General features: G+C 60.7%; 26 protein-coding genes, 1 tRNA gene and 1 pseudogene. 21 read left to right on the plus strand and 7 right to left on the minus strand.

All coding sequences use genetic code 11. From position 1 onward, the window contains the following. The 12 genes from ACIOUG_RS23105 to ACIOUG_RS23160 all read left to right on the plus strand — a co-directional run. Nucleotides 1-201 (plus strand): hypothetical protein (locus ACIOUG_RS23105; protein WP_401068922.1); only part of this gene is annotated, 201 nt, incomplete at its 5' end. A 173-nt stretch (nucleotides 202-374) separates the two neighbouring features. Next, complete coding sequence (locus ACIOUG_RS23110; RefSeq protein WP_047600294.1) at nucleotides 375-1775, plus strand: polynucleotide adenylyltransferase PcnB; 1401 nt, start codon at nucleotides 375-377, stop codon at nucleotides 1773-1775. A gap of 3 nt (nucleotides 1776-1778) precedes the next feature. After that, complete coding sequence (gene folK, locus ACIOUG_RS23115) at nucleotides 1779-2264, plus strand: 2-amino-4-hydroxy-6-hydroxymethyldihydropteridine diphosphokinase (RefSeq protein ID WP_401068925.1); 486 nt, start codon at nucleotides 1779-1781, stop codon at nucleotides 2262-2264. Nucleotides 2265-2663: 399 nt separating this feature from the next. Then, complete coding sequence (panB, locus tag ACIOUG_RS23120; protein ID WP_401068927.1) at nucleotides 2664-3464, plus strand: 3-methyl-2-oxobutanoate hydroxymethyltransferase; 801 nt, start codon at nucleotides 2664-2666, stop codon at nucleotides 3462-3464. Next, nucleotides 3461-4321, plus strand: a complete 861-nt coding sequence (gene panC / locus ACIOUG_RS23125; protein ID WP_401068929.1) for a pantoate--beta-alanine ligase — start codon at nucleotides 3461-3463, stop codon at nucleotides 4319-4321. Before panB ends, panC begins: the two co-directional genes overlap by 4 nt. Nucleotides 4322-4521: 200 nt before the next feature. Further along, the gene (panD, locus tag ACIOUG_RS23130) at nucleotides 4522-4902 is read left to right on the plus strand and encodes an aspartate 1-decarboxylase (RefSeq protein ID WP_401068931.1); all 381 of its coding nucleotides are present in this window, start codon (nucleotides 4522-4524) and stop codon (nucleotides 4900-4902) included. A 230-nt stretch (nucleotides 4903-5132) separates the two neighbouring features. Continuing rightward, complete coding sequence (gene pgi, locus ACIOUG_RS23135) at nucleotides 5133-6797, plus strand: glucose-6-phosphate isomerase (protein WP_401068933.1); 1665 nt, start codon at nucleotides 5133-5135, stop codon at nucleotides 6795-6797. Between the two features lie 223 nt (nucleotides 6798-7020). After that, on the plus strand, nucleotides 7021-8958 hold the full coding sequence (gene acs, locus ACIOUG_RS23140; RefSeq protein ID WP_401068935.1) for an acetate--CoA ligase: 1938 nt from the start codon (nucleotides 7021-7023) through the stop codon (nucleotides 8956-8958). Nucleotides 8959-9009: 51 nt separating this feature from the next. Further along, complete coding sequence (locus ACIOUG_RS23145; protein WP_401068937.1) at nucleotides 9010-9882, plus strand: oxygenase MpaB family protein; 873 nt, start codon at nucleotides 9010-9012, stop codon at nucleotides 9880-9882. A gap of 184 nt (nucleotides 9883-10066) precedes the next feature. After that, nucleotides 10067-11083: a class I SAM-dependent rRNA methyltransferase gene (locus ACIOUG_RS23150; protein ID WP_401068938.1), complete on the plus strand. Its 1017-nt coding sequence runs from the start codon at nucleotides 10067-10069 to the stop codon at nucleotides 11081-11083. Between the two features lie 183 nt (nucleotides 11084-11266). Then, on the plus strand, nucleotides 11267-14215 hold the full coding sequence (locus ACIOUG_RS23155) for a DUF748 domain-containing protein (protein WP_401068940.1): 2949 nt from the start codon (nucleotides 11267-11269) through the stop codon (nucleotides 14213-14215). After that, nucleotides 14215-14511, plus strand: a complete 297-nt coding sequence (locus tag ACIOUG_RS23160; RefSeq protein ID WP_401068942.1) for a DUF2845 domain-containing protein — start codon at nucleotides 14215-14217, stop codon at nucleotides 14509-14511. Before ACIOUG_RS23155 ends, ACIOUG_RS23160 begins: the two co-directional genes overlap by 1 nt. Nucleotides 14512-14742: 231 nt before the next feature. Here ACIOUG_RS23160 and ACIOUG_RS23165 read toward each other — a convergent pair whose 3' ends face one another. Together ACIOUG_RS23165 and ACIOUG_RS23170 are read right to left on the minus strand one after the other, a co-directional pair. Then, a complete protein-coding gene (locus ACIOUG_RS23165; protein WP_016986244.1) occupies nucleotides 14743-15099 on the minus strand; it encodes a BON domain-containing protein in 357 nt (118 codons plus the stop codon). A 298-nt stretch (nucleotides 15100-15397) separates the two neighbouring features. Further along, nucleotides 15398-15838 (minus strand): pilin, encoded by a 441-nt coding sequence (locus ACIOUG_RS23170; protein WP_401068945.1) that lies wholly within the window; start codon nucleotides 15836-15838, stop codon nucleotides 15398-15400. 228 nt (nucleotides 15839-16066) lie between these two features. Here ACIOUG_RS23170 and pilB point away from each other — a divergent pair, with 228 nt between their 5' ends. Genes pilB through yacG form a run of 5 tightly spaced genes read left to right on the plus strand, consistent with a single transcriptional unit; the run spans nucleotide 16067 to nucleotide 20675 of the window. Then, nucleotides 16067-17767, plus strand: a complete 1701-nt coding sequence (gene pilB / locus ACIOUG_RS23175; RefSeq protein WP_401068946.1) for a type IV-A pilus assembly ATPase PilB — start codon at nucleotides 16067-16069, stop codon at nucleotides 17765-17767. Nucleotides 17768-17769: 2 nt separating this feature from the next. Continuing rightward, nucleotides 17770-18987, plus strand: coding sequence for a type II secretion system F family protein (locus ACIOUG_RS23180; RefSeq protein WP_401068948.1), 1218 nt, complete (start codon nucleotides 17770-17772; stop codon nucleotides 18985-18987). Nucleotide 18988: 1 nt separating this feature from the next. Further along, nucleotides 18989-19861 (plus strand): prepilin peptidase, encoded by an 873-nt coding sequence (locus tag ACIOUG_RS23185; protein WP_401068950.1) that lies wholly within the window; start codon nucleotides 18989-18991, stop codon nucleotides 19859-19861. Next, complete coding sequence (gene coaE, locus ACIOUG_RS23190) at nucleotides 19858-20481, plus strand: dephospho-CoA kinase (RefSeq protein ID WP_401068952.1); 624 nt, start codon at nucleotides 19858-19860, stop codon at nucleotides 20479-20481. The genes ACIOUG_RS23185 and coaE overlap by 4 nt, the downstream gene beginning before the upstream one ends. After that, complete coding sequence (gene yacG, locus ACIOUG_RS23195) at nucleotides 20478-20675, plus strand: DNA gyrase inhibitor YacG (protein WP_401068954.1); 198 nt, start codon at nucleotides 20478-20480, stop codon at nucleotides 20673-20675. Before coaE ends, yacG begins: the two co-directional genes overlap by 4 nt. Nucleotides 20676-20681: 6 nt before the next feature. On the opposite strand, the gene ACIOUG_RS23200 is transcribed toward yacG, so the two are convergent. Both ACIOUG_RS23200 and ACIOUG_RS23205 read right to left on the minus strand, forming a co-directional pair. After that, nucleotides 20682-20897 carry a hypothetical protein gene (locus ACIOUG_RS23200; RefSeq protein ID WP_003228298.1) on the minus strand — a complete coding sequence of 72 codons (216 nt, stop codon included), beginning with the start codon at nucleotides 20895-20897 and terminating at the stop codon, nucleotides 20682-20684. Nucleotides 20898-20962: 65 nt separating this feature from the next. Then, nucleotides 20963-21652 (minus strand): energy-coupling factor ABC transporter permease, encoded by a 690-nt coding sequence (locus ACIOUG_RS23205; RefSeq protein WP_401068956.1) that lies wholly within the window; start codon nucleotides 21650-21652, stop codon nucleotides 20963-20965. 203 nt (nucleotides 21653-21855) lie between these two features. Between ACIOUG_RS23205 and ACIOUG_RS23210 the strand changes: the two genes are divergently transcribed. The 4 genes from ACIOUG_RS23210 (at nucleotide 21856) to ACIOUG_RS23225 (ending at nucleotide 24593) form a co-directional block, all read left to right on the plus strand. Next, nucleotides 21856-22482, plus strand: a complete 627-nt coding sequence (locus ACIOUG_RS23210; protein WP_003228301.1) for a DUF1780 domain-containing protein — start codon at nucleotides 21856-21858, stop codon at nucleotides 22480-22482. Further along, the gene (locus tag ACIOUG_RS23215; protein ID WP_401068957.1) at nucleotides 22479-23006 is read left to right on the plus strand and encodes an MOSC domain-containing protein; all 528 of its coding nucleotides are present in this window, start codon (nucleotides 22479-22481) and stop codon (nucleotides 23004-23006) included. The genes ACIOUG_RS23210 and ACIOUG_RS23215 overlap by 4 nt, the downstream gene beginning before the upstream one ends. A 51-nt stretch (nucleotides 23007-23057) precedes the next feature. After that, nucleotides 23058-23231, plus strand: a complete 174-nt coding sequence (locus tag ACIOUG_RS23220; RefSeq protein WP_003228304.1) for a DUF3094 family protein — start codon at nucleotides 23058-23060, stop codon at nucleotides 23229-23231. 63 nt (nucleotides 23232-23294) lie between these two features. Next, the gene (locus ACIOUG_RS23225) at nucleotides 23295-24593 is read left to right on the plus strand and encodes an NAD(P)/FAD-dependent oxidoreductase (protein ID WP_258676056.1); all 1299 of its coding nucleotides are present in this window, start codon (nucleotides 23295-23297) and stop codon (nucleotides 24591-24593) included. A gap of 151 nt (nucleotides 24594-24744) precedes the next feature. Here ACIOUG_RS23225 and ACIOUG_RS23230 read toward each other — a convergent pair whose 3' ends face one another. The 3 genes and pseudogenes from ACIOUG_RS23230 to ACIOUG_RS23240 form a co-directional block, all read right to left on the minus strand. Next, on the minus strand, nucleotides 24745-25608 hold the full coding sequence (locus ACIOUG_RS23230) for a methyl-accepting chemotaxis protein (RefSeq protein ID WP_401068958.1): 864 nt from the start codon (nucleotides 25606-25608) through the stop codon (nucleotides 24745-24747). Further along, nucleotides 25600-26370, minus strand: a pseudogene (locus ACIOUG_RS23235) (MCP four helix bundle domain-containing protein); the annotation flags it as partial. The gene ACIOUG_RS23230 and the pseudogene ACIOUG_RS23235, both read right to left, overlap by 9 nt. 162 nt (nucleotides 26371-26532) lie before the next feature. Further along, a tRNA-Pro gene (locus ACIOUG_RS23240) sits at nucleotides 26533-26609 on the minus strand. Nucleotides 26610-26772: the final 163 nt, after the last annotated feature.

The following is a 26772-nucleotide window of genomic DNA, read 5'->3' on the forward strand; positions in this document are numbered from 1 at the left end:
ATAAGAGAGAGCCTGTACTGGTTTGATCGCAAGATCACTGCAACTCAGAGTCCAAAGAAATCCGTTTGCTCTTGGCTCCCGATTGGGAGTGTCATGAAGGAAAAGCTTCATGGCGAGGGCACTCAACAAAAACAAGAAGCCCGAATCAATAATAAAAAGAGCACGCAACTACTTCTGGGGGAGCTTCGGCTCCCCTTGTAGTTTCTGTCTTCCGGCAAAATCCCTCTGTTAACCCTTGCCCGCCCCTTGCAGCTTGCGGCTTACAGCTCAAATCTGCCGTGTCCTACACCATCCCCCGACTAAATGCTAGAATCTGCGCCCATCATGCGGTCATTCTTTGGTATGGCCGAACATTCCTTCAAACAGTGCATCCCATGCTGAAGAAGTTGTTCCAGTCATTCCGAACACCCGTGCGTCGTACGCAACACATCCGCAGCACCCCTGAAGTGCTCAACAGCGGCCAACATTCGCTGCAAAAGGGGCAATTCAGCCGCTATGCGGTGAATATCGTCGAACGCTTGCAGGGCGCCGGCTACCAGGCCTATCTGGTCGGTGGCTGCGTGCGTGACATGCTGTTGGGCATCACGCCCAAGGATTTCGACGTCGCCACCAGTGCCACCCCCGAGCAAGTCCGTGCCGAATTCCGCAATGCGCGGATCATCGGCCGCCGCTTCAAACTGGTGCATATCCATTTCGGTCGCGAAATCATTGAAGTCGCGACCTTCCGCGCCAATCACCCGGTCAATGAAGACGACGAAGACAGCAACCAGTCTTCGCGCAACGAGAGCGGGCGGATTCTGCGCGACAACGTCTACGGCACCCTGGAAGAGGACGCGCAACGCCGCGACTTCACCATCAACGCCCTGTATTACGACCCGGTCAGCGAGCGCATTCTCGATTACGCCAACGGCGTACACGACATCCGCAATCACTTGATCCGGCTGATCGGCGATCCGAAGCAGCGCTACCAGGAAGACCCGGTGCGCATGCTGCGGGCCGTGCGTTTCGCCGCCAAGCTCAATTTCGGTATCGAGAAGCACACCGTGCAGCCGATCCGCGAGCTGGCGCCGATGCTGCGCGAGATTCCGTCCGCTCGTCTGTTCGAGGAAGTGCTCAAGCTGTTCCTCTCCGGCCACGGCGCGATCACCTTCGAGATGCTGGTCGATCTGCAACTGTTCGCCCCGCTGTTCCCGGCCAGTGCCGACGCACTCGAGCACAACCCGGAATACACTCACACGCTGATCAGCGAAGCGCTGACCAACACCGACCTGCGCATCAAGCAGAACAAACCGGTGACCCCGGCGTTCCTGTTTGCCGCGCTGCTGTGGCCTGCCCTGCCGGCCCGCGTGTTGCGTCTGCAGGAACGTGGCATGCCGCCGATTCCGGCGATGCAGGAAGGTGCGCACGAGTTGATTGCCGAACAGTGCCAGCGCATCGCCATTCCAAAGCGCTTCACCATGCCAATCCGCGAGATCTGGGACATGCAGGAGCGCCTGCCACGCCGCAGCGGCAAACGCGCCGACCTGCTGCTGGACAATCCACGCTTCCGCGCCGGTTACGACTTCCTGCTGCTGCGTGAAAGCGCTGGCGAGCAGACTGACGGTCTGGGCGAATGGTGGACGGATTATCAGGACGCCAACGACAGTGAACGTCGCGACATGATCCGTGACCTCAGCGGCAAGGGTGATGACGCCAGCGGCGCGCCGCGCAAGCGTCGTCGCAGCAGCGGTTCCAAGCGCAAGCGCGCCGGGGCACCGAGCGCATCGGGCGAATAAGGCATGGAACGCATCTATATCGGCCTGGGCAGCAACCTCGCTGACCCGGCCGAACAATTGCGCAGCGCGCTCAACGCGCTGGGGCAATTGCCGCAGACCGCCCTCGCCGGCGTCTCGGCGTTCTATCAGAGCGATTCACTGCTGCCAGGACAACCGCGTTACACCAACGCGGTCGCCGCCCTCGACAGTGACCTCGCGCCGCTGGACCTGCTCGATGCGCTGCAAGCCATCGAGAATGATCAGGGCCGCGAGCGACTGGAACGCTGGGGCCCGCGCACGCTGGATCTGGACATCCTGTTGTTCGGCGATCGTCTGATCGACGAGCCACGGCTGAAAGTCCCGCACTATCAGATTCAGGAACGCGCGTTCGTTCTATATCCCCTGGCCGAACTGGCCCCCGCAGATCTGCGCCTGGCCGATGGCCGTGCCCTCGCCGATCTGCTCGCCGCCTGCCCATTCGTCGGCCTCGAACGCCTCACCCACGCCTGAAAATATTCCCCCCTGTGGGAGCGGGCTTGCTCGCGAAAGCGTCGTGTCAGTCACTGAATCAGTCAACTGACACACCGCTTTCGCGAGCAAGCCCGCTCCCACATTGAGTATTCCAAATCTGATTTTTTGTCGGACAAAAACCCCGCCGATCAGCCCCGCCGCACCGCTGAATCGCATCAGTAACGCCGGTAACACTCCCCTCGTAACAATGCGGTAACACACGCAATTGACTTCCGCTTGGCTCCTCACGACTATAGGCGTCCCGCTGCCGCCAACCCGGCACATACGGGCGCAATCCAGGCCTTATAAGCACGACAAAAGAGCGTGCGCCTGAGTAGACGAAGAATCACGCGCGTTACTCGCAGTAGTTTCCAGAGCGCCTGAACGAGGATTTTTTACATGCCAGCCATCACCCTGACCACGCTCCAGAGCCTCAAGCAGAAAGGTGAAAAAATCACCATGCTGACCTGCTATGACGCGACCTTCGCCCACGCCTGCAACGAGGCCGGTGTCGAAGTGCTGCTGGTGGGCGACTCCCTCGGCATGGTTCTGCAAGGGCACGACAGCACCTTGCCGGTGACCACCGCAGAAATGGCCTATCACACCGCGTGCGTCAAACGCGGCAACACCGACGCCCTGATCCTGGCCGACCTGCCGTTCATGGCCAACGCCACTATCGAGCAAACCCTGACCAACAGCGCCACGCTGATGCAGGCCGGCGCGCACATGATCAAAGTTGAAGGTGCGCTGTGGCTGGCGGAGTCGATCCGTCTGCTGGCCGAGCGCGGTGTGCCGGTCTGCGCGCACATGGGCCTGACCCCACAGGCGGTGAACATTCTTGGCGGCTATAAAGTGCAGGGTCGCAACGAGAACCAGGCGCGGCAGATGCGTGCCGACGCGATCTCGCTGGAACAGGCTGGCGCCGCAATGCTGCTGCTCGAATGCGTGCCGAGCGAACTGGCTGCGGAAATCAGCCAGGCCGTGAAGATTCCGGTCATCGGCATCGGCGCCGGCAGCGATACCGACGGCCAGGTACTGGTGCTGCACGACATGCTCGGCCTGTCGATCACCGGCCGGGTGCCGAAATTCGTCAAGAACTTCATGCAGGGTCAGGACAGCATCCAGTCCGCACTGAAGGCCTACGTCAACGAAGTCAAAGGCGTTACTTTCCCTGGGATCGAACACGGATTCTCTGCATGAACACTGTTAAAACCGTACGCGAATTGCGCGCCGCCGTGGCCCGCGCCCGCAGTGAAGGCAAGCGCATCGGCTTCGTGCCGACCATGGGCAACCTGCACAGCGGCCATATCGCGCTGATAACCAAAGCCACTCAGCGCGTGGATTTCGTGGTCGCGAGCATTTTCGTCAACCCGCTGCAGTTCGGCGCCGGCGAAGACCTCGACAAGTACCCGCGCACCCTGGCGGCGGATCAGGAAAAGCTGCTGCAAGCCGGCTGTCATTTGCTGTTCGCCCCGACCGTCGAGGAGATGTACCCCGACGGCATGGCCGGGCAGACCCGGGTCAGCGTGCCGCAACTGTCCGAAGGCCTGTGCGGTGCCAGCCGTCCGGGGCACTTCGAGGGTGTGGCGACAGTGGTCAGCAAACTGTTCAACATGGTTCAGCCGGATCTGGCAATCTTCGGTCAGAAAGACTTCCAGCAACTGGCGGTAATCCGCGCGCTGGTGCATGACCTGAACATGCCGATCCAGATCATCGGCGAACCGACCGTGCGTGCGGCCGATGGCCTGGCGCTGTCGTCGCGCAACGGTTTCCTCAGCGAAGATCAACGTGCGGTGGCCCCGGTGGTCTATCGCACCCTGAGCACAATTGCCGAGTCGATCAAGCACGGTGAGCGCGACTACCCGGCGCTGATCGCTACGCAGGTGCAACAGCTGGAAGCCGCTGGTCTACGCCCGGATTACCTGGAAATCCGCCACGCCCTGACCCTGCGTCCGGCAACGGCAGAAGACCGCGATCTGGTGATTCTGGTGGCCGCGTTCCTTGGCACCACGCGGTTGATCGACAACCTGCACCTGAACCTCGATACCCCGACTTAACCATCACCGCAATATCCCCTGTGGGAGCGAGCCTGCTCGCGAATGCGATCTGTCAGCTGACAACGATGTCGACTGTTCCGACGCTTTCGCGAGCAGGCTCGCTCCCACAGTGTTTTCTGGTGTCCACACAGACCATATTGCCGCCTTAAAAGCCTTCGGGCACACTGCCCGCCGTTTGCTTCCAACCCGGGAAATCCCTCATGCACGCCATCATGCTCAAGGCCAAGCTGCACCGCGCCGAAGTCACTCACGCGGTACTCGATTACGAAGGCTCGTGCGCCATTGATGGCGAGTGGCTGGACTTGTCCGGCATCCGTGAGTACGAGCAGATCCAGATCTATAACGTCGACAACGGCGAGCGTTTCACCACCTACGCGATTCGTGGCGAAGAAGGTTCGCGGATGATTTCGGTGAACGGCGCGGCAGCGCATAAAGCCAGGGTCGGCGACCGCGTGATCATTTGCGCCTACGCCCATTACAGCGAAGCGGAACTGCTGAATTTCAAGCCGCGCATGCTGTACATGGCCCCCGGCAATGAGCTCAGCCACACCAGCAACGCCATTCCGGTTCAGGTGGCCTGAGCCGCTGCGACGCGCCACTCCCCTTCCGTTGGTCGGCTTGTTCCCGGTATTGATGTTAAAAAAGTACAGGGAACAGGTCAGAAGAAGTCAAGACAGATCGCAGCGCGAGGTTTACTGTATTCGCCCTGCGTTGAAAAATCGTGTCGACGCATTTGACCCTCGCCCAAACATGGCGTATCGGTCTGTTCTGTGTTCAAAAGGCCGTTCAAGTAAAAAGGAAAACCGCAGCGATGGCGTACTACCGCACTCCTCATGACGTTACCGCTCTGCCTGCCTGGCAGGCGTTGAAAGATCACCGCCAAGCCATGCAGGATTTCAGCATGCGCGAAGCCTTCAACGCCGATCCGCAGCGCTTCAATCAGTTTACTCTCAGCAGCTGCGGACTGTTTCTCGATTATTCGAAGAACCTGATCAACGCCGAGACCCGCAATCTGCTGGTGGGTCTGGCCAATGAAGTCGATCTGAAAGGCGCAATCAAAGCGCTGTTCGACGGCGAAATCGTCAACGCCTCCGAAGGCCGCCCGGCGCTGCACACCGCCCTGCGCCGTCCGGTCGGCGACAAGCTGTCGGTCAACGGCGTCAACGTGATGCCGGAAGTGCACAAGGTGCTGAACCAGATCACTGACCTGGTCGGCCGCATCCACGACGGCCTGTGGCGAGGTTACACCGAGAAGCCGATCACTGACGTGGTCAACATCGGCATCGGTGGCTCGTTCCTCGGCCCGGAGCTGGTCTCCGAAGCGCTGTTGTCCTACGCGCAGAAAGGCGTGCGTTGCCACTACCTGGCGAACATCGACGGCAGTGAGTTCCACGAACTGACGCAGAAGCTGCGCGCCGAAACCACGCTGTTCATCGTTTCGTCGAAATCCTTCAACACCCTCGAAACCCTGAAGAACGCTCAGGCCGCACGCGCCTGGTATCTGGCTCAGGGTGGTTCGGAAGCCGAGCTGTATCGTCACTTCATCGCGGTATCGAGCAACAACGCTGCGGCAGTCGCGTTCGGTATCCGTGAAGAAAACATCTTCCCGATGTGGGACTGGGTCGGTGGTCGTTACTCGTTGTGGTCGGCCATCGGTTTGCCGATTGCCTTGGCCATCGGCATGTCCAACTTCAAGGAACTGCTGTCCGGTGCCTACACCATGGACCAGCATTTCCAGAGCGCACCGTTCGAACAGAACATGCCGGTGCTGCTGGCCCTGCTCGGCGTGTGGTACGGCAACTTCTGGGGCGCGCAAAGCCACGCGATCCTGCCGTACGACCACTACCTGCGTAACATCACCAAGCACTTGCAACAGCTGGACATGGAGTCCAACGGCAAGAGCGTGCGTCAGGACGGCACTTCGGTGTCGACCGATACCGGCCCGGTGATCTGGGGCGGCGTCGGCTGCAACGGTCAGCACGCTTATCACCAGTTGCTGCACCAGGGTACCCAACTGATCCCGGCCGATTTCATCGTGCCGATCGTCAGCTTCAACCCGGTCGCCGACCACCATCAGTGGCTGTACGCCAACTGCCTGTCGCAGAGCCAGGCGCTGATGCTCGGCAAGACCCTGCCGGAAGCCGAGGCCGAACTGCGCGACAAAGGCATGAGCGAAGAACAGGTGCACAAACTCGCGCCGCACAAGGTGATCCCGGGCAACCGTCCGAGCAACACCCTCGTGGTCGAGCGCATCAGCCCGCGTCGACTTGGCGCGCTGGTCGCCATGTATGAGCACAAAGTGTTCGTGCAGAGCGTGGTCTGGGGCATCAACGCCTTCGACCAATGGGGCGTGGAATTGGGCAAGGAATTGGGCAAAGGCGTTTACAACCGTCTGGTCGGCAGCGATGAAACCGTCGCTGACGATGCTTCCACCCAGGGCCTGATCAACTACTTCCGCGGTCGTCACCGCGGGTGATAGTCTGAAGGGGCGGTTTGCCTGCCCCTACAGCTTGCAACATCGACAGTTCCACGGCACCGGGCAATCGCAGAATCGGTGGCGTACGCGGCCTTTGTAGGAGCTGCCGAAGGCTGCGATCTTTTGACCTTGAAGATCAAGATCAAAAGATCGCAGCCTTCGGCAGCTCCTACAGGGTCCGTGTAGCTTCCCTCTTGTCTTACAACAAGAATAAGGAACCGTCATGTTCGATATCAGCACGTTCCCCAAAGCCGATGCCGTCCGCCGGGCTGCGCAGTTGAGTCAGGAGGAATACAAGCGCCTGTACTGCGAATCGATTGAACACCCCAACGCTTTCTGGGCCGAACAGGCCACGCGCTTCCTCGACTGGAGCACACCGTGGCAGACCGTGCAGCGCTACGACCTGAAAACCGGTGAAGCCTCCTGGTTTGCCGGCGGCCAACTGAACGTCAGCTACAACTGCATCGACCGCCACCTCGCCCAGCGCGGCGAGCAGACCGCGATCCTCTGGGAAGGCGACGACCCTGCCGAATCGGCGCAGATCACCTACAAGAAACTCCACCATCATGTCTGCCGCCTGGCCAATGTGCTGAAAAGCCGTGGGGTGAAAAAAGGCGATCGAGTGTGCATCTACATGCCGATGATTCCCGAGGCGGCCTACGCCATGCTCGCCTGCGCGCGAATCGGCGCGATTCACTCGGTGGTGTTCGGCGGCTTCTCCCCGGACTCATTGCGTGACCGCATCCTCGATGCCGACTGCCGCACGGTGATCACCGCCGATGAAGGCGTGCGCGGCGGCAAGTTCGTGCCGCTCAAGCACAACGTCGACAAGGCCCTGCAAAGTTGCCCGGACGTCAGCACCGTCGTGGTAGTCGAACGCAGCCAAGGCGAGGTCGATTGGGTCGAGGGCCGCGACCTCTGGTATCACCAGGCCGTGCGTGACGTCAGCGACGATTGCCCGCCAGAACCGATGGACGCCGAGGATCCGCTGTTCATCCTCTACACCTCCGGCAGCACCGGCAAACCCAAAGGCGTGTTGCACACCACTGGTGGCTACCTGCTGCAAGCAGCGATGACCTTCAAGTACGTACTCGATTATCGCGACGGCGAAGTGTTCTGGTGCACCGCCGACGTCGGCTGGGTCACCGGCCACAGCTACATCGTTTACGGCCCGTTGGCCAACGGTGCGACCACGCTGATCTTCGAAGGCGTGCCAAGTTATCCGAGCACTTCGCGCTTCTGGCAGGTGATCGACAAACACCAGGTCAACATCTTCTACACCGCACCGACCGCCCTGCGCGCGTTGATGCGCGAAGGTGCCGGGCCGTTGCAGGAAACTTCGCGTGCAAGCCTCAGATTGCTTGGAAGTGTCGGTGAGCCGATCAACCCGGAGGCGTGGGAATGGTATTTCAACGTGGTCGGCGAGCAGCGCTGCCCGATTGTCGATACCTGGTGGCAGACCGAGACCGGCGGGATCATGCTCAGCCCGCTGGTGAGTGCGCAACGCATCAAACCGGGGTGCGCCACGCAACCGATGTTCGGCGTGCAGCCGGTGCTGCTCGACGAACACGGCAAGGAAATCAACGGTGCCGGCAGCGGCGTGCTGGCGATCAAATCCAGTTGGCCGGCGCAGATCCGCAGCGTCTACGGCGACCCGCAACGGATGGTCGACACCTATTTCAAGCCCTACCCCGGCTACTACTTCACCGGTGACGGCGCTCGCCGCGACGAAGACGGCGATTACTGGATCACCGGGCGCATCGACGACGTGATCAACGTCTCCGGCCACCGCATCGGCACCGCCGAAGTGGAAAGCGCGCTGGTGCTGCACGACAGCATCGCCGAGGCCGCCGTGGTCGGTTACCCGCACGACGTCAAAGGCCAGGGCATCTACGCCTTCGTCACCCCCATGAACGGTGTCGAGCCGAGCGATGAGCTGAAGAAAGAACTGCTCGCCCACGTCAGCAAGGAAATCGGCAGCTTCGCCAAACCGGACCTGATCCAGTGGGCGCCGGCCTTGCCGAAAACCCGCTCAGGCAAGATCATGCGCCGGATCCTGCGCAAGATCGCCTGCAACGAACTCGACAGCCTCGGCGACACCTCGACCCTGGCCGATCCGAGCGTGGTCCAGGGCCTGATCGACAAGCGCCTTAATCAGTAACGTCCCCGGCGCGGTCAACCGGCCGCGCCCGTCCACCCCGACTGAGTTGTCATGGAATTCATCCGCAGCCGTATCGAAAACCAACTCATGAGCCTGACCGGGCTGTCCCTCGGTCAGCTCGATCTGGAAAATCCCAAGGGCGATCCCGGGCTGTTCGGGCCGGATTCGGTCAGTTGGCAGGTGCATGGCGACTTCAGCAGCATGCTGATCGGCGGCATCAGCGCCTTGTTGCTGCAAGCCCTGCATCCGCTGGCGCTGGCCGGGGTCTGGGATCATTCGAATTTTCGTCAGGACATGCTCGGTCGTTTGCGCCGCACCAGCCAGTTTGTCTCTGGCACCACGTTCGGCTCACGCCGGGATGCCGAATGGCTGATCGACAAAGTGCGCACCATACACTTGCAAGTGGTCGGTACCGCGCCGGATGGCCGGCCGTATGCAGCCAGCGATCCGGACCTGCTGACCTGGGTGCATGTGGCCGAGGTCAGCCATTTTCTTGCGGCGCATTTGCGTTACCGCAACCCGCAATTGTCGGGGGCGGATCAGGATCGTTATTACGCGGAAATCGCTGTGGTCGCCGAGCGCCTGGGTGCGCGGGAGGTGCCGAAATCGCGGCAGGCCGTGGCCGACTATCTGCAACGCATGCGCCCGCAATTGCTCTGTGATGAGCGTAGCCGCGAAGTCCTGCGCTTGCTGCTCGACGCGCCGGCCCCGAGTGTTCTCGCGCGGCCATTTGGCGACCTGATGATGAAGGCCGGCATTGACCTGTTGCCGGACTGGGCCAGCGCCATGTTCGGCATACGGCAGAACCCGCTGCAACGCCAGTTGATCCGCGCCAGCGTCAAGCGCAGTGCGCCGATGCTGCGCTGGGCGATGCGCAACGGTTCGGTGCAGCGGGCCAAACGCCGAATGGGACTGCTGACCTGATCCATACACAGAACCTGTGGCGAGGGAGCTTGCTCCCGCTGGGTTGCGCAGCGACCCTCGAAATGTTGCGAGCGCTTCGCACTCGAGCGGGAGCAAGCTCCCTCGCCACAGATCTGCACAATGTCTCAGGGCATCGGTAACTGCTAAACTCCCGCGCCTCAATTCTCACCAGCAAGGCGCACGCATGTCTTCCTTGAATCAGGCGCTGCGCGCCGCCCTCGACCAACGCCAGGATCTGCTCGCCGAGCTGCACAGCCAGGGCACCGATTGCTATCGCCTGTTCCACGGCAGCCAGGAAGGCGCCGGTGGCCTGACCGTCGACCGCTACGGCCCGCAACTGCTGGTGCAGAGTTTTCACCAGACCCTGGAGCGTGACGACCTGCTGCAACTGCACGCCATGGTCAACCAGACCCTGGGTTTTGAAACCCTGCTGGTGTACAACGACCGCTCCCGCGGCAACTCGCGGATCGACCGCGAAGACAGCGTCTACCGCGCCGAAGAGGCTGCCCTGGCGGATCTGGTCGGTCACGAATGGGGCCTCAACTATCGCGTGCGCGGGCGGCATGCCGGGCAGGATCCGCTGCTGTTCCTCGACCTGCGCAACACCCGCGGCTGGGTCAAGGATCACGCCAAGGGCAAAAGCGTGCTCAACCTCTTTGCCTACACCTGCGGCGTCGGCCTGAGTGCCGCTGCCGGTGGCGCGCGTGAGGTGTGCAATCTGGATTTCGCCGAAGGCAATCTGGCCGTCGGCCGTGAAAACGGCCAGCTCAATCCGCAGTTGCCCGAGATGCAATTCATCCAGTCCGATTACTTCCCGGCGATCCGTCAGCTCGCCGGGCTGCCGATCAGCCAGCGGCGCGGGCAGAAACTGCCGAGCTATCAGCGCCTCGACCAGCGCCAATACGATCTGGTGCTGCTCGATCCCCCGGCCTGGGCCAAGAGCGCGTTCGGCACCGTCGACTTGCTGCGCGACTATCAGAGCCTGCTCAAACCGGCGCTGCTGACCACCGCCGACAACGGCGTGCTGATCTGCTGCAACAACCTGGCAAAAGTCAGCATGGATGACTGGCGCGAACAGGTCCTGCGCTGCGCCGAGAAGGCCGGGCGCCCGGTGCGCGAATGGAGCGTGATGACCCCGGGAGCCGACTTCCCGTCGCTGGATCAACAGCCACCGCTGAAAACCCTGATCCTGCAGCTGTAGCCGTACTCCCTGTAGGAGCTGCCGCAGGCTGCGATCTTTTGATCTTGTTCTAAAAAATCAAAAGATCGCAGCCTGCGGCAGTTCCTACAGCTTTTTCAGACAAATCTGAACAATCCTGCACCCCATGATGCACTTCGGAACCAGAATCGCGTGCCATACTCCAAGGCACTCCGATTCAGACAGATGAAGCCGCACATGCCCAAAGGATTGATTCGCGCGATTGGCGCCTTGTTGACTGCTCTGGCCCTCTACAGCCTGCTGGGGTTTCTGATTTTGCCGGGCATTGCCCTGCGCATCGCCAACCAGCAGTTGGCCAACTACGCCACCGTGCCGGCACATATCCAGCGCATCGAACTCAATCCGTTCAGCCTTGAAGTCACCCTGTGGGGACTGGTCATTGGTGAGCCGGGCAAGGAACAGGTCGGCTTCGAGCGGCTGTATGCCAACCTGCAACTCGACAGCCTGTGGACCAGGGCGCTGCATCTGGCCGATATCGAGCTGGACAAGCCCAAGACTGAAGTGCTCTTCGCCAAGGACGGCCAGCTCAATCTGCTGGGCCTGTTCAAAATTCCCGCCAGCGAGCCGACCCCGGCCGACCCGAATGCCAAACCGTTCCCGCTGCGCATCGACCGCATTCAGCTGGCCGGGGGCAATGTACATTTCCAGGACGCCCGGCCAAGCGAGCCGATCGAGTTCCTCTACGACAAACTCGACTTCGAACTGAAAAACCTCAGCACCCTGCCCGAAGACAACGCCGACATGACCCTGGTGGCTGCCGGTCCGGCCGGTGGCCAGATCGACTGGAAAGGCAACTTCAGCCTGATCCCGTTCACCTCCGAAGGCACCTTGAAAGTCACCGACGGCAAGATGAAATCCTTCTGGCCCTATGTGCGTGACGCGGTGCCACTGGTGCTCGAAGACGGCGTGCTGAATCTCAGCACCGAGTACAAACTGAATCTGTCGAAAGAAACCGAACTACAGCTGAACAACGTCGCGGTGAGCATTGCGCCGTTCGCGATCAAGGCGCCGGACGGCCGTCCGCTGGCAAAACTCGAACGCCTCGATGTCAGCGAAACCTCGCTGGACCTGGCCAAACAGCAAGTGGTGGTCGGCAAGATCCGCAGCAACAAACTGGAAACCTGGGCCGCGCTCGAAGCCGACGGCCAGCTCGACTGGCAGAAACTGTTCGCCAGCCAGCCATCGAAACCTGCCGCCAAGGCCGCCGCCGAACCCAAGACCGCTCCGGCCGCCGCCGACTCGCCGAAAGAGCCGGCCGCGCCGAGCAAGCCCTGGCAGGTGCTGCTCAAAGACGTGCAGTTACGCAACTACACCGTGCATCTCGCCGACCGTTCGGCCAACCCGCCGGTGGCGCTGGATGTGACGCCACTGAACATTGATCTGCAGGATTTCGACAGCCTCAACGGTTCGCCCTTCAAGGTCAGGCTCGACAGCGGTCTGGGCAAACAAGGCAAGATCAACGCCGACGGGGTGGTCAACCTCGCGCCGGTCACCGCTCAGCTCAACGTGAAAACCCAGGACATCGACCTGCGTGTCGCGCAGTCCTACATCAATCCGTTCATTCGCCTGGAACTGCGCAGCGGCATGCTCGGCAGTGACCTCAAGGTCAACCTCAAAAGCACCGCCCCTCTGGCGCTCAGCGTGACCGGGCGCGCGCAGATCGATCAACTGCACACCCTCGACACCCTGAAAACCCGCGACTTCCTCAAGTGGCAGCAAGTGGTGGTCGAAGGCCTGAATTACCAGCACGGCGACAGCCTGTCGATCGACAAGGTCAACCTGTTCCAGCCGTATGTGCGCTTCATGATCAATGATGACCGCACCACCAACATCGACGATCTGCTGATCCCGCAACCTGCCGACAGTGGTGCGAAGTCCGCAGCGGCGAAACCGGCCGGCAAAGACAAGCCACTGGGCATTCACATCGGCGCGATTGCGATCAACGACGGCTCGGCCAACTTCGCCGACTTCAGCCTGACGCCGAATTTCGCCACAGCAGTTCAGCAGCTCAACGGCCAGATCGGCACCATCGACAGCCGTCAGGCGAAACCGGCCAGCGTCGACATCAACGGCAAGGTCGACCGTTATGCACCGGTGACCATCAAAGGCGCGGTCAACCCGTTCGACCCGATGGCCAGCCTCGACATCGCCACCAGTTTCAAACGCGTCGAGCTGACCACACTGACGCCGTATTCCGGCAAGTTCGCCGGTTACCGCATCCGCAAGGGCCGGCTCAACCTCGACCTGCACTACCTGATTACCAAGGGCCAGTTGAAGGCCGAGAACAAAGTGGTGGTCGAGCAGTTGCAACTCGGTGAGAAAGTCGACAGCCCGGATGCCGTGAGCCTGCCGCTGAAACTGGCGATTGCCCTGCTCAAGGACGTCGATGGCAAGATTTCCATCGAACTGCCGGTGACCGGCGACCTCAACAACCCGCAGTTCAGCGTGATGCCGATTGTCTGGCAGACCCTGCGCAACCTGATCGTCAAAGCCGCAGCCGCGCCGTTCAAGCTGATTGGCGGCCTGATCAGCGGCGGCGGTTCCGAAGACCTCGGTACCGTGTCCTTTGCTCCAGGTTCGAGCGACCTGAGCAAGGACGCCGAGTCGGCGCTGGACAAACTGTCCAAGGCCCTCAAGGAACGTCCGGCCCTGCGTCTGGAAATCGAAGGCACCGCCGCGCAAAGCAGCGACGGTCCGTTGATTGCCGAACAGCGTCTGGAGCGCGAATACCAGTACAACTACTACAAGATGCTCCAGCGCCGAGGCGACAAGGTCCCGGCTCAGGCTTCCCTGCTGCAAGTACCGGACAGCGAGAAAGGGCCGCTGCTCGAAGGCATCTACCGCACCCGCCTGAAAACCCAGCCACCGGCCGAATGGAAGGATTTGGGCAAGGAAGAACGCACGGCGAAAATGCGTGACGGCGTGATCAAGTTCTGGAGTTCCAGCGATGTGCTGCTGCGGCAGTTGGGTCAGGAACGTGCCAGCAGTATCAAGGACTATCTGGTCGACAAAGGTCAGTTGGCGGATGACCGGGTGTACTTCATTGACGCCAATCTCGGCCAGGCCGAAAGCGATGGCCGGGTCGTGACGCAAATGCACCTGGACGCCGAATGATGAACCACAAGTGGCTGGTTGCACTGACGCTGCTGTTCGCCGCCAGCCCTGCGCTGGCCTCCGACACGCTGCGCTGTGGCAGCCAACTGGTCAGTCTCGGCGACCGCGTCAGCGAAGTGCTGCAGAAGTGCGGCGAACCGGTCAGCCGCGATGCCCTCGGCTACAAGCGCAGCGCCAATCGCCGTGAAGAGTTTCAGGTGGAGGAATGGACTTACGGCCCGAGCAACGGCATGTATCAATACCTGCGCTTTGAAGGCAACCGCCTGCGGCAGATCAACAGCAAACGCGGTAACTGAAAGATCAAAAGATCGCAGCCTGCGGCAGCTCCTACAGGACAATGCATTCCACTGTAGGAGCTGCCGAAGGCTGCGATCTTTTGCTTTGAAATAGAACAGGCCCCGACACAAGTGCCGGGGCCCGTAATGGTCACATCCGTGTGACCGTTCGCATGAACTCTAAAGTTGCGGCAGACGTATTGCTCGGCCCGTCTGTCGCGCCTTCTCCCGGTCCAGGCGAGAAGTCATGCCTTACTCGGCTTTCAGGCCGTCAGCGGAGACCGCTTTGACGCCTTTGATTTTCTTGGTGATGTTCACAGCGGTGGTTTTCTGAGCCTCGGTGATGGCTACAGTCGACGACAGCGATACGACACCTTTGTTGGTTTCGACTTTGATATCAGTGCCTGGAATGCCTTTTTCGGTTACCAGGTCGCTTTTCACTTTGGTAGTGATCCAGGTATCGGAAGTAGTTTCTTTAGCCTTGGTCATTTCACCAGCAGCCAGAGTCATTGGAGCCTGAGTAGCCTGGGTGGATTGTGCGAAAGCACCGGAAGCCATGGTCAGGGTCAGCGCGGTAGCAGCAGCGGCAGTGATAGCGAACTTCTTCATACGAGTAACTCCTGTTTTTCTGGAAAGTCTGCTGGTTGTCTTGTCAGCAGGGTTACTGGGTATGTTGCGAAGGCTGTGCCAACTTTTCGAAAGACAATAAATCGTTATAAATCAATAAGTTACGAATTAGGCAAATTTTCGAAATCATGCAATTTGCATGACACGTGCATTATCGACATGCAAGTTGCGGCTTTTCCGAAAGTTCTTAACACGCTGAAATTATTGAAGCTTTTTCCAGCGCCAAAAGACAAAAAAATGCCCCGCAACGCGGGGCATCCGGTGACGCTTGTCGAGTCAATCAGGCACCGCTGCCTGGGCAACCCTTAGGCGCGTAGTCGGCGTTCACCGTCGAAGCGCAGCTCCAGACACCCGCCGCCGAGCCGGTCCCCGAAGAACGAGTCAACGTGATGGTTTTGCCCAGCACTGGAGCCGGGGCGTTGGCCAAGGTGCAGACGATGGTCCCCGCGCCAGTCGACGCCGTGCCGGACGCGGTGACGGTGCCGCAATTGGTCGTAGCAAACGACGCGCTACCTGCCACCAGCGTCAGCGTCGGGTCCGTACCTTGATTAATGGTGTCCTCGAAAGGCACTTTTAGCGCGCTGATTTCCGCCAGCCCGGCAGTGACTTTCGAACGTGCCTGATACTTGGTGTACTGCGGCAGGGCGATGGTCGCCAGAATGCCGATGATCGCCACCACGATCAGCAGCTCGATCAGAGTGAAACCTTTTTGGTTGTTCATAGACAGGCTCTCCATGCATGAGTCGGAATCTCATGATCTGCAAAGAGCGCAGCATAGCTCATGCCAACCGCTTACAGACCCCGCACGCTGGGCATAAAGGCGCCGTATCGCGCTTTCCTACAACCGCTAACCGCACTATCTGACACTTTTTGTCACCTGCACCGGGCGTGTTTGGCGCTGTCACTTGACTAGGCTATAAGTCATGAACTGTCAGCATCCGGAATCCCCATGAATGACATCGCTCTGAGCGGGCTGGCCAAGCAATTGGTACAGGCCGAACTGCTTACGGAAAAAAGTGCCCAGCAGGCCTGGCAACAGGCGCAGCGCAATCGCCTGTCGCTGGTCAGCTACCTGGTGCAGAACAAACTGGTGAAGAGCTCACAAGTGGCCGAGATCGCTTCCGAGCATTTCGGCATGGCCTTCATGGACCTCAATTGCCTCGACAAGGAAACCCAGCCCAAAGGCCTGGTCAGCGAAAAACTGGTGCGCCAGCACCACGCCCTGCCCTTGTGGCGCCGTGGCAACAAACTGTTCGTGGGCATTTCCGACCCGAGCAATCATCAAGCGATCAATGACATTCAGTTCAGCACCGGGTTGAGCACCGAAGCGATTCTGGTGGAGGACGACAAGCTCACCGAGGCCATCGAGAAATTCTTCGACACCCACGCCAGCGGCCTCGAAGAGATGGCCGACGTCGATCTCGACGGCGTGGATGTCGAGTCCGTCGACGACAGCCGCCAGGACGCCATCGGCGGACTCGACGCCGATGACGCACCGGTCGTGCGTTTCGTGCACAAGATGCTGCTCGACGCGATCAAAAGCGGCTCCTCCGACCTGCACTTCGAACCCTACGAAAAAAACTTTCGGGTGCGGGTGCGTACCGACGGAATTCTGCGCGAAGTGGCCAAACCGCCGATCCAGTTGGCCGGGCGAATCGCCGCCCGCCTGAAAGTCATGGCCAGCCTGGATATCTCGGAGCGCCGCAAACCCCAGGACGGGCGGATCAAGATGCGCCTGTCGAAGAGCAAGTCGATCGACTTCCGGGTCAACACCTTGCCGACCCTGTGGGGCGAAAAAGTGGTGATCCGGATTCTCGATCCGTCCAGCGCGCAGATCGGCATCGACGCACTGGGTTACGAGCCGGCGCAGAAAGAGCTGTACATGGCGGCGCTCAAGCAGCCGCAGGGCATGATTCTGGTCACCGGTCCTACCGGCTCGGGGAAAACCGTGTCGCTGTACACCGGCCTGAATATCCTCAACACCGTCGACATCAATATTTCCACCGCCGAAGACCCGGTGGAAATCAACATGGAAGGCATCAACCAGGTCAACGTCAATCCGAAACAGGGGCTGGATTTTGCCCAGGCCCTGCGTTCGTTTCTGCGTCAGGACCCGGACGTGATCATGGTCGGCGAAATCCGCGACCTGGAAACCGCCGAGATCGCGATCAAGGCTGCGCAGACCGGTCACCTGGTGCTGTCCACGCTGCACACCAACAGCGCCGCCGAAACCCTGACCCGCCTGCACAACATGGGCATTCCCGGGTTCAACATCGCCACCTCGGTCAGCCTGATCATCGCCCAGCGCCTGGCGCGCAAGCTGTGCAGCCACTGCAAGAAACCGATCGAGATCCCCCGCGAAACGCTGATCAAGGAAGGCTTCCCGCCGGAACAGATCGGCAGTTTCACGATCTATGAGCCGGTCGGTTGCGACCTGTGCAACGGCGGCTACAAGGGACGCGTGGGGATTTACGAAGTGGTGAAAAACACCCCGGACCTGCAACGGCTGATCATGGCCGAAGGCAATTCGCTGGAAATCGACAGCCAGATGCGTCGCGACGGCTTCGACGACCTGCGCACCTCGGGCCTGCACAAGGCCATGCAAGGCATCACCAGCCTGGAAGAAATCAACCGGGTCACCAAGGACTGAACATGGCGGTCAAGGCAGCGAAAATCAGCATCTACGCCTGGGAAGGCACGGATCGCAAAGGCAGCAAGGTCACGGGCGAGTTGAGCGGGCAGAACCCCGCGCTGATCAAGGCCCAGCTACGCAAACAAGGGATCAACCCGGGCAAGGTGCGCAAGAAATCCACCTCCCTGCTCAGCCTCGGCAAACGCATCAAGGCCCAGGACATCGCCCTGTTCACGCGGCAGATGGCAACCATGATGAAGGCCGGCGTACCGCTGTTGCAGTCGTTCGACATCATCGGCGAAGGCTTCGACAATCCGGCGATGCGCAAACTGGTGGACGAGGTGAAGCAAGAAGTTGCCGCCGGCAACAGCTTCGCCGCGGCCCTGCGCAAAAAGCCGCAGTATTTCGATGAGCTGTATTGCAACCTGGTGGATGCCGGCGAGCAATCCGGCGCCCTCGATACGTTGCTCGAACGGGTTGCGACCTACAAGGAGAAAAGCGAAGCGCTCAAGGCCAAGATCAAGAAAGCCCTGACCTACCCCAGTGCAGTGGTACTGGTGGCGATGGTCGTCACCGGGATTTTGCTGGTGAAAGTGGTGCCGCAGTTTCAGTCGGTATTTTCCGGCTTCGGCGCCGAATTGCCGGCGTTCACCCTGATGGTGATCAGCATCTCGGAGTTCCTGCAGCAATGGTGGTGGCTGGTGCTCGGCGCCCTGATTGCGGCGGTGTTCGGCCTGCGCCATGCGCTGAAGAAATCCCAGGCCCTGCGCGACCGCAGAGACACCTGGCTGCTGAAACTGCCGCTGGTGGGGACGCTGATGTACAAGTCGGCGGTAGCGCGCTTCGCCCGCACCCTGTCGACCACCTTCGCCGCTGGGGTGCCGCTGGTGGAGGCTCTGGATTCAGTGGCCGGCGCTACCGGCAATGTGGTGTTCAAACGCGCCGTGCTGCGCATCCGCCAGGACGTCGCCACCGGCATGCAGCTGAATTTTTCCATGCGCAGCACCGGCGTCTTCCCGAACATGGCGGTGCAGATGACCGCTATCGGTGAAGAGTCGGGCGCACTGGATGACATGCTCGACAAGGTCGCCGGTTTTTATGAGGAGGAAGTGGATAACATGGTCGACAACCTCACCAGCCTGATGGAGCCGTTCGTCATGGTGGTGCTCGGGGTCATCGTCGGCGGGCTGGTCGTGGCCATGTACCTGCCGATCTTCCAACTCGGCTCAGCGATCTGACATGCCTATCGACGAACTCTTCAGTCTGTATCCGCTGGCCTTCGTACTCACTGCCCTGCTGCTGGGGCTGGTGGTCGGCAGTTTTCTCAACGTGCTGGTCTGGCGCCTGCCGAAAATGCTCGAGCGCGATTGGCGCCAGCAGGCGCAGGACGTCCTCGGCCTGCCGAGCGAAACGCCACTGCCAACCTACAACCTGATGCTGCCGCACTCCGAATGCCCGCATTGCGGCCACCGGATTCGTGCGTGGGAGAACATCCCGTTGCTCAGCTACCTGTTGCTGCACGGACGCTGTTCGGCGTGTGCCGCGCCCATCAGCAAACGCTATCCCCTGACCGAACTGGCATGCGGCCTGCTCTCGGCATTCGTCGCCTGGCATCTGGGCTTCGGCTGGCCGGCCGGTCTGTTGATCGTCCTCACCTGGGGTTTGCTGGCGATGAGCCTGATCGACACCGAACATCAACTGCTGCCCGATGTATTGGTGTTGCCACTGTTGTGGCTGGGGCTGATCGTCAACAGTTTCGGGCTGTTCGTCTCGCTGCACGCAGCGCTGTGGGGCGCGGTGGCCGGGTACATGGCGCTGTGGTCGGTGTTCTGGCTGTTCAAGCTGCTGACCGGCAAGGACGGCATCGGCCACGGCGATTTCAAGCTGCTGGCGCTGCTCGGGGCCTGGGGCGGCTGGCAGATTCTGCCGCTGACGATCCTGCTGTCGTCGCTGGTGGGGGCGATTGTCGGGGTGATTCTGCTGCGTCTGCGTGAGCAGAAAACCTCGACGCCGATCCCCTTCGGCCCGTATCTGGCAATTGCCGGCTGGATTGCCTTGCTCTGGGGTGGTCAAATAACCGACTTCTATTGGCAGTTTGTCGGTTTGAAATGAATACCCCTGTGGAAAAACCCTGGATTCTCGGCCTGACCGGCGGCATCGGCAGCGGTAAAAGCGCCGCAGCCCAGCACTTCATCGACCTCGGGATCCATGTGGTCGACGCCGACCACGCGGCGCGTTGGGTGGTCGAGCCGGGCCGCCCGGCGCTGGCGAAGATTGCCGAACACTTCGGCCCCGGCGTCCTGCAAGCCGATGGCACGCTGAACCGTGCGGCCCTGCGCAAATTGATCTTTGAAGTGCCGCAGGAGCGCCGCTGGCTCGAAGCCCTGTTGCATCCGTTGATCGCCGAGGAAATCGCCGATCATCTGGCGCTGGCAAAATCGCCTTACGCGATTCTGGTCTCGCCGCTGCTGATCGAATCCGGGCAGTACGCGATGACCCAACGCATTCTGGTGATCGACGCCCCGCAACAACTGCAGATCGAACGCACCCTGCAGCGCGACCAGACCAGCGAACAGCAGGTCCAGGCGATCCTCAAGGCCCAGTCGAGCCGCGAAGATCGCGTGAGCCGTGCCGACGATGTGCTGGTCAACGATCGCGACCTCGCTTGGCTGCACAGCGAAGTCGAGCGCCTGCATCACTTTTACCTGACTTTATCCGGAGGCCAGTCATGAGCCCTACCACCGTCGAATGCCCAACCTGCGGCGCCCCCGTGGAATTCACCCCAGAGAACAAATTCCGCCCGTTCTGCTCCGATCGCTGCAAGCTGATCGACCTCGGCGCCTGGGCGTCCGAAGAGCACAAGATTCCGCTGGCCCCGGACGCCGAAGACGAACTGTTCTCCGGCGATTTCGACCCGCGTCACTGATCGCGGTCAGGGCCGCATGAAGCCGTAGTCCTGATCGTCGTCGAGGTTTTCCGCGAGAAAGCGCAACTCGTCGGCCAGGTCTTCGGCGTTGCGCACCGTCTTGCTCTGCTGCACCACCGCGCTGAGCAAGGCACGCAAACTCAGGCCCGGATCGAAGCCCACCTCCAGCGCCATATCCAGACTCTGCCGCGTCTCCTGCCTCGCCCACTCGTAAACACTCATGCCGCTGCTCCTGAAGGGATTTGGCCGAGCATGAAATGCCGCGTGGGTGACCGGTTTGATGTGGATCAAGACTTGGGGTCGTCGTCCTTCCACGGCGCCGAAAGGTAGCGGGTGCGGTTGAAGGTTTCCAGCCACTCCGGGCTGAACACCACCAGCGCGCTGATCACCATGCCGTTGATAAAGGCTTCGGGGAAAATCAGCAGCCACAGGTAGCCGATGAAGTCTTCCAGCCATTCCGGCATGGCAAACAGGCCGTCGTGCCAGAGCAGGCCCAGGCTCAGCGTCAGGCACAGCAACGCCGACAACGCCGCCGCAAAGAATCCGGAACAGAAGATATACACAAACGGATTACGCGGCTGGGCACGCTCGACGAGGATCGCCACGCACTCGGTGATCAACACCGGCAACAGGATCAGTAACGTACCGTTGACCCCGACCGCCGCCAGATCCTGACGCCCGAGCAGCACCAGCCCGAGTTGCGCCACCAGCCCGCCGATGATTGCCAGCGGCCAGTCGAGCAACAACGTCACGGCGGTCATGCCGATGAAGTGATAAGACACCCCGGTGTCGAAATCCCTGCGCACCATCCACAGCAGAAACAAGGCGAACACCGTGCCGAACAGCAGGTGCTGACGGCGGCTGTCACTAAACAACTCGACCCACGGCGCGCGCACGATCGCCCACAGCAGCACGGGCAGATAAATCAGCCAGCCAACCGTCAGGCTCGTCGAGGACAGCAGTTCTGCACCGATCATGTCTCCCTCACCCTATCCCCCCTGAAGGAGCTGCCGCAGGCTGCGATCTTTTGATTTTTCTCTTTGGAAGTCAAAAGATCGCAGCCTTCGGCAGCTCCTACCGGATGTCGCAATCCATGTTGTGCAAGTCTACACCGCGGCATGGTGAGCATCAGCCGATGCAAAGCTTTCAGCTTGTCGCATTTGAACGCTAAGCTTGGGCTATGGATGACTCTGATTACTTACGCCTGCTGACCATTGCGGCCGAGCAAGCCAACGCGTTCCTGTCCAATGCCCGCAAATGGGAGCGTGAGCGTTGGGTCTGCCAGCGCCTGCTGCAAGGCTTGAACATCCCTTACCGCGCCGACGAGTTCGCCCCCGCCGGCGAGCCGCCGGACGTGCTGTTTCGTGATGCCAATTTCGAAGTGTTCTTCGTTCTCGATGAAGGCCGCCGCCTCAACGACGAATGGCGCGACGAACTGCAACGCCGCCGCAGTGCGTTCTCCCTCAGCCAACTGGTGCGCCGTGAAGCCAAGCCACGGCGGATCCCGGCCAATGAGTTCTTGCTGCGACTGGCGCCGACCTTGCGCAAAAAAGCGCACAACTACAAGGAACGCGGCATGGATCTGGGCGAACTGGACATCATTGCCTTCGCCAGCCTCAAGCGTGAAGTGCTGGACCTCAACAGCCACTTTCCTCCGCCGACCGAATATCTTCGTCAGGGCTGGCGCTCGCTGTCGCTGGTCGGGCCGACTTTCGCCCGGGTGCTGTTCGCCCATCCCGACGCGCCGGACTTTCTGCGCAGCAACCTCGGGCGCAGCATCGTCTTCGACGTCGGGATCAGCCTGTGACGCCGCTGCAGCAGTTGATTGCCGACGTCCCGCAGACCGGGCGCGTGCGCTGGATCGGCGTGCGCCCGCAATCCCGAGGGCCGATGATCGAACTCGACGCCGTGGAAGCGCGGCTGGAGGCCGGACTGACCGGCGATCACGCCCGTCCGGGAGTACGCAACGCGCGGCAAGTGACGTTGATTCAGTTCGAACATCTGGCGGTGATCAGTGCGTTGATGGGCCGGCCTGCAGATCAGCCCGTGACGCCTGCAGACCTGCGGCGCAATCTGGTCATCAGCGGTATCAATCTGTTTAGTCTCAAGGGGCGGCGCTTTCGCATTGGCCAGGCAATATTCGAGACCACCGGCTGGTGTCAGCCCTGCGCGCGCCTGCAAAACAACCTCGGCCCCGGCACCTTTCAAGCGGTGCGCGGGCATGGCGGAATTACCGCGCGGGTGTTACAAAGCGGGATCATTCGCCTCGACGACGGTGTTTCTGTCGAACCGGTTCCGGCCAGTGGCTATGCTGCATTCAACCCGGGATAAAAACCGCTGTAGCTTCCCCACCCTCAGCAACGTCTACCTGACGAGGCCTTTATGACCAGCCGCCTGAACCCCGAAGACCAGAAGCATGTCGAAGAGTACCTGCAGTTGTCCCAACACCGTGTCGAGCGCCGGCCTTTCCGGCCGTGGATGCTCCTGGTGCTGGTGCTGGCAGTGACCATTGGTCTGGGCCTGCTGAGCCGACTTATCAGTTACCTGACGCTATGAGCTGCCTCGCGCTCGCTCGGGTAACCGCACCGATTTCCTTTAAAAACCTTGCGAGTTATCCCTATGTCTCATCGTATTGTTATTGTCGGCGGCGGCGCCGGCGGTCTGGAGTTGGCTACCCGTCTGGGTAAGACTCTGGGCAAGCGCGGCACGGCCAGTGTGATGCTGGTCGACGCGAACCTGACGCACATCTGGAAACCCCTGCTGCACGAAGTGGCCGCCGGATCGCTGAACTCTTCCGAAGACGAACTCAACTATGTCGCCCAGGCGAAATGGAACCACTTCGAGTTCCAGCTGGGGCGCATGAGCGGGCTCGATCGCGCGCAGAAGAAAATCCAGCTGGCCGCCACCTACGACGAAAACGGCGTGGAGCTGGTACCGGCGCGTGAAGTGGCCTACGACTCGCTGGTGATCAGCGTCGGCAGCACCACCAACGATTTCGGTACCCAGGGCGCAGCGCAGCATTGCCTGTTCCTCGACACCCGCAAACAGGCCGAACGCTTCCACCAGCAACTGCTCAACCACTACCTGCGCGCGCATGCCGGGCAGACCGACGTGGTCGAGCAGATCAGCGTGGCGATCGTCGGGGCCGGCGCCACGGGCGTCGAGCTGGCGGCAGAACTGCACAACGCGGCGCATGAGCTGGCCGCTTACGGCCTGGACCGGATCAAACCGGAAAACATGCACATCACCCTGATTGAAGCCGGCCCACGGGTGCTGCCAGCCCTGCCAGAGCGCATCAGCGGCCCGGTGCACAAGACCCTGGAGAAACTCGGGGTCAATGTGATGACCAATGCTTCGGTCAGCGAAGTGACCGCCGACAGCCTGATCACCGCCGATGGCAACGAGATCAAGGCCAGCCTGAAAGTCTGGGCCGCCGGGATTCGCGCGCCGGGTTTCCTCAAGGACATCGACGGCCTGGAAACCAACCGCATCAATCAGCTGCAAGTGCTGCCGACGCTGCAGACCACCCGCGACGAAAACATCTTCGCCTTCGGTGACTGCGCCGCGTGCCCGCAACCGGGTTCGGATCGCAACGTGCCGCCACGTGCGCAAGCCGCGCACCAACAGGCGTCACTGCTGGCCAAATCGCTGAAGCTGCGTATCGAGGGCAAAACCCTGCCGGAGTACAAATACACCGACTACGGCTCGCTGATTTCGCTGTCGCGCTTTTCCGCTGTGGGTAACTTGATGGGCAACCTGACCGGCAGCGTAATGCTCGAAGGCTGGCTGGCGCGGATGTTCTACGTGTCGCTGTACCGCATGCACCAGATGGCGCTATACGGGCCATTCCGCACGGCGATGCTGATGCTGGGCAGCAAGATCGGTCGCGGCACCGAGCCACGCTTGAAGCTGCATTGATTTAAAACGGTGGGAGCGGGCTTGCTCGCGAAAGCAGTGTATCAGTCGACATGAATGTTGAATGACACGACCTCTTCGCGAGCAAGCCCGCTCCCACATTGTTTTGCGCAGCTCAAAAATCCAGCTCACGCCTACAATCGATTTCTGCTCATCAGAGCTGGAAGCGCCGCACCATGCCTTGCAGCGCGTTGGCCAGTTGCGACAGTTCGTGGCTCGAGGCGCTGGTCTGATCGGCACCCGCTGCCGAACGGACTGACAGGTCGCGAATGTTCACCAGATTACGATCCACTTCCCGAGCGACTTGCGCCTGCTCTTCGGCGGCACTGGCGATCACCAGATTACGCTCGTGAATTTCATGCACTGAGGCGGTGATGGTTTCCAACGCCTCCCCGGCACGCTCGGCCAGCGCCAGCGTGGTCGTGGCCCGGGCAGCGCTGGCCTGCATCGAATCCAGCGCCAGGCTTGAGCCACTGCGCATGCCCTGCACCATCTGCTCGATCTCCTGCGTCGATTGTTGGGTGCGATAGGCCAGCGCCCGCACTTCATCGGCAACCACCGCAAAACCTCGTCCGCTCTCCCCTGCGCGGGCCGCCTCGATGGCGGCGTTGAGCGCAAGCAGATTGGTCTGCTCGGCAATGGCACGGATCACATCCAGCACTTTGCCGATGTCCTGTGACTGGTTGGCCAGCGATTGCACCAACTCGCCGGTGTGCTGCACGTCGCTGGCCAGCGCTTTGATGGCCGATGCGGTGTCACTGACCCGCGCCTGTCCCAGTTGCGCCGACTCACTGGATTGCCGGGTGGCATCAGACGTCGATACGGCGTTGCGAGCGACTTCTTCAACGGCCGTGGTCATTTCATTGACCGCCGTGGCGGCCTGTTCGATTTCGTTGTTCTGCTGCTGCAGACCTTGTGTGCTGCCGAGCGTCACCGCATTGAGCTCATCAGCAGCGGTGGCCAGTTGCGTGGCCGAACCGCTGATGCCTTGCAGGGTTTCCCGCAGGTTCTGCTGCATGGTCGCCAATGCCTTGAGCAATCGGCTGACTTCATCGTTACCGTGGGTTTCGATTGGTCGGGTCAGGTCGCCCCTGGCCACACTTTCGGCAGCGCTGACGGCGCTGCTCAGCGGACGGACGATGCTGCGCGTGAGTAACATCGCCAGCGCCACCGTGGCCAGCGCCGCCAGCGCGATGAACAGACTGACGATGGTGCGCGAGGTCTGATAGTGGTCAGCGGATTTCTGGCTCTCTGCGGCAACCTGCCTGGCGAACAGATCCGCCAGGTCATTGAGCTGCTTGCCGGAACCGTCGACCACGGTTTTCATATCAACCAGCAGCAGTTTGGTCAGTGCGTCACGCTGGCCTTGATCGGCCAGGGTGAAGGATTGCGCGATGCCGGTGCGATACGCGGCGAAGGTCTTTTTGAACTGGTCATAGAGCTGTTGGCCTTCCGGCGTGGTGACCAGTTTGTCGTAGGCGGCGATTTTCTCGCTCAACTCCTTGTCGCGGGTGTCCATCTGGCTACGGTAGGTCGCGATGTTCTTCGGATCCTGATCAAGCGCCATGCGCAGGGAAATCGTGCGGATCCGCAGCATCAGCTCGCGAATCTCATCGCCGCCGCGAATGCTCGGCAACCACTGGTTCTCCACCGCGACCTCACTGTCACGGATGCTCGACATCTGCCCCAAGGCAAATACGCCAAGCAACGCCACCAGTACCGCGATCAGGGCAAACCCCAGTGCGGCACGTGGTGCGATATTCAACTGACGAAGCAACATGAGGAACGCCCTTATTCTTGTATTGGCCAGAGTGAAGGGGCGAACAGCGGCAGCCCCCTCTCGTTAGCGGGCTATCGGCAAGTTGTACGATGACTTGAAGGGAATTGTCTTTCGCGAGGGCAAAAAAAATCCCCGTATCTTTCGATACGAGGATTTTCAATATGGTCGGGGTAAGGGGATTCGAACTCCTGACATCCTGCTCCCAAAGCAGGCGCGCTACCGGACTGCGCTATACCCCGGTAAAAAAAAGGCGACCTTTCAAAGATCGCCTTCTTCGATCAGCGCTTTTGGCCTCTGATCTTAAGATTCGATCCCAGCGCTAACTGGTTTCAAAAATGGTGGGTCGTGTGGGATTCGAACATAAGACCAATTTGTTAAAAGCCAAATGCTATACAAACTGAG

The organism is Pseudomonas sp. NPDC087803 (assembly GCF_044742995.1).
Taxonomy (GTDB): Bacteria; Pseudomonadota; Gammaproteobacteria; order Pseudomonadales; family Pseudomonadaceae; genus Aquipseudomonas.

What these genes read in the sequence shown, in the direction of transcription:
- ACIOUG_RS23110 (WP_047600294.1), top strand. Translation starts at nt 375, where the DNA reads ATGCTGAAGAAGTTGTTCCAGTCATTCCGAACACCCGTGCGTCGTACG.
- folK (WP_401068925.1), top strand. Translation starts at nt 1,779, where the DNA reads ATGGAACGCATCTATATCGGCCTGGGCAGCAACCTCGCTGACCCGGCC.
- panB (WP_401068927.1), top strand. Translation starts at nt 2,664, where the DNA reads ATGCCAGCCATCACCCTGACCACGCTCCAGAGCCTCAAGCAGAAAGGT.
- panC (WP_401068929.1), top strand. Translation starts at nt 3,461, where the DNA reads ATGAACACTGTTAAAACCGTACGCGAATTGCGCGCCGCCGTGGCCCGC.
- panD (WP_401068931.1), top strand. Translation starts at nt 4,522, where the DNA reads ATGCACGCCATCATGCTCAAGGCCAAGCTGCACCGCGCCGAAGTCACT.
- pgi (WP_401068933.1), top strand. Translation starts at nt 5,133, where the DNA reads ATGGCGTACTACCGCACTCCTCATGACGTTACCGCTCTGCCTGCCTGG.
- acs (WP_401068935.1), top strand. Translation starts at nt 7,021, where the DNA reads ATGTTCGATATCAGCACGTTCCCCAAAGCCGATGCCGTCCGCCGGGCT.
- ACIOUG_RS23145 (WP_401068937.1), top strand. Translation starts at nt 9,010, where the DNA reads ATGGAATTCATCCGCAGCCGTATCGAAAACCAACTCATGAGCCTGACC.
- ACIOUG_RS23150 (WP_401068938.1), top strand. Translation starts at nt 10,067, where the DNA reads ATGTCTTCCTTGAATCAGGCGCTGCGCGCCGCCCTCGACCAACGCCAG.
- ACIOUG_RS23155 (WP_401068940.1), top strand. Translation starts at nt 11,267, where the DNA reads ATGAAGCCGCACATGCCCAAAGGATTGATTCGCGCGATTGGCGCCTTG.
- ACIOUG_RS23160 (WP_401068942.1), top strand. Translation starts at nt 14,215, where the DNA reads ATGAACCACAAGTGGCTGGTTGCACTGACGCTGCTGTTCGCCGCCAGC.
- ACIOUG_RS23165 (WP_016986244.1), bottom strand. Translation starts at nt 15,099, where the DNA reads ATGAAGAAGTTCGCTATCACTGCCGCTGCTGCTACCGCGCTGACCCTG.
- ACIOUG_RS23170 (WP_401068945.1), bottom strand. Translation starts at nt 15,838, where the DNA reads ATGAACAACCAAAAAGGTTTCACTCTGATCGAGCTGCTGATCGTGGTG.
- pilB (WP_401068946.1), top strand. Translation starts at nt 16,067, where the DNA reads ATGAATGACATCGCTCTGAGCGGGCTGGCCAAGCAATTGGTACAGGCC.
- ACIOUG_RS23180 (WP_401068948.1), top strand. Translation starts at nt 17,770, where the DNA reads ATGGCGGTCAAGGCAGCGAAAATCAGCATCTACGCCTGGGAAGGCACG.
- ACIOUG_RS23185 (WP_401068950.1), top strand. Translation starts at nt 18,989, where the DNA reads ATGCCTATCGACGAACTCTTCAGTCTGTATCCGCTGGCCTTCGTACTC.
- coaE (WP_401068952.1), top strand. Translation starts at nt 19,858, where the DNA reads ATGAATACCCCTGTGGAAAAACCCTGGATTCTCGGCCTGACCGGCGGC.
- yacG (WP_401068954.1), top strand. Translation starts at nt 20,478, where the DNA reads ATGAGCCCTACCACCGTCGAATGCCCAACCTGCGGCGCCCCCGTGGAA.
- ACIOUG_RS23200 (WP_003228298.1), bottom strand. Translation starts at nt 20,897, where the DNA reads ATGAGTGTTTACGAGTGGGCGAGGCAGGAGACGCGGCAGAGTCTGGAT.
- ACIOUG_RS23205 (WP_401068956.1), bottom strand. Translation starts at nt 21,652, where the DNA reads ATGATCGGTGCAGAACTGCTGTCCTCGACGAGCCTGACGGTTGGCTGG.
- ACIOUG_RS23210 (WP_003228301.1), top strand. Translation starts at nt 21,856, where the DNA reads ATGGATGACTCTGATTACTTACGCCTGCTGACCATTGCGGCCGAGCAA.
- ACIOUG_RS23220 (WP_003228304.1), top strand. Translation starts at nt 23,058, where the DNA reads ATGACCAGCCGCCTGAACCCCGAAGACCAGAAGCATGTCGAAGAGTAC.
- ACIOUG_RS23225 (WP_258676056.1), top strand. Translation starts at nt 23,295, where the DNA reads ATGTCTCATCGTATTGTTATTGTCGGCGGCGGCGCCGGCGGTCTGGAG.
- ACIOUG_RS23230 (WP_401068958.1), bottom strand. Translation starts at nt 25,608, where the DNA reads ATGCAGCAGAACCTGCGGGAAACCCTGCAAGGCATCAGCGGTTCGGCC.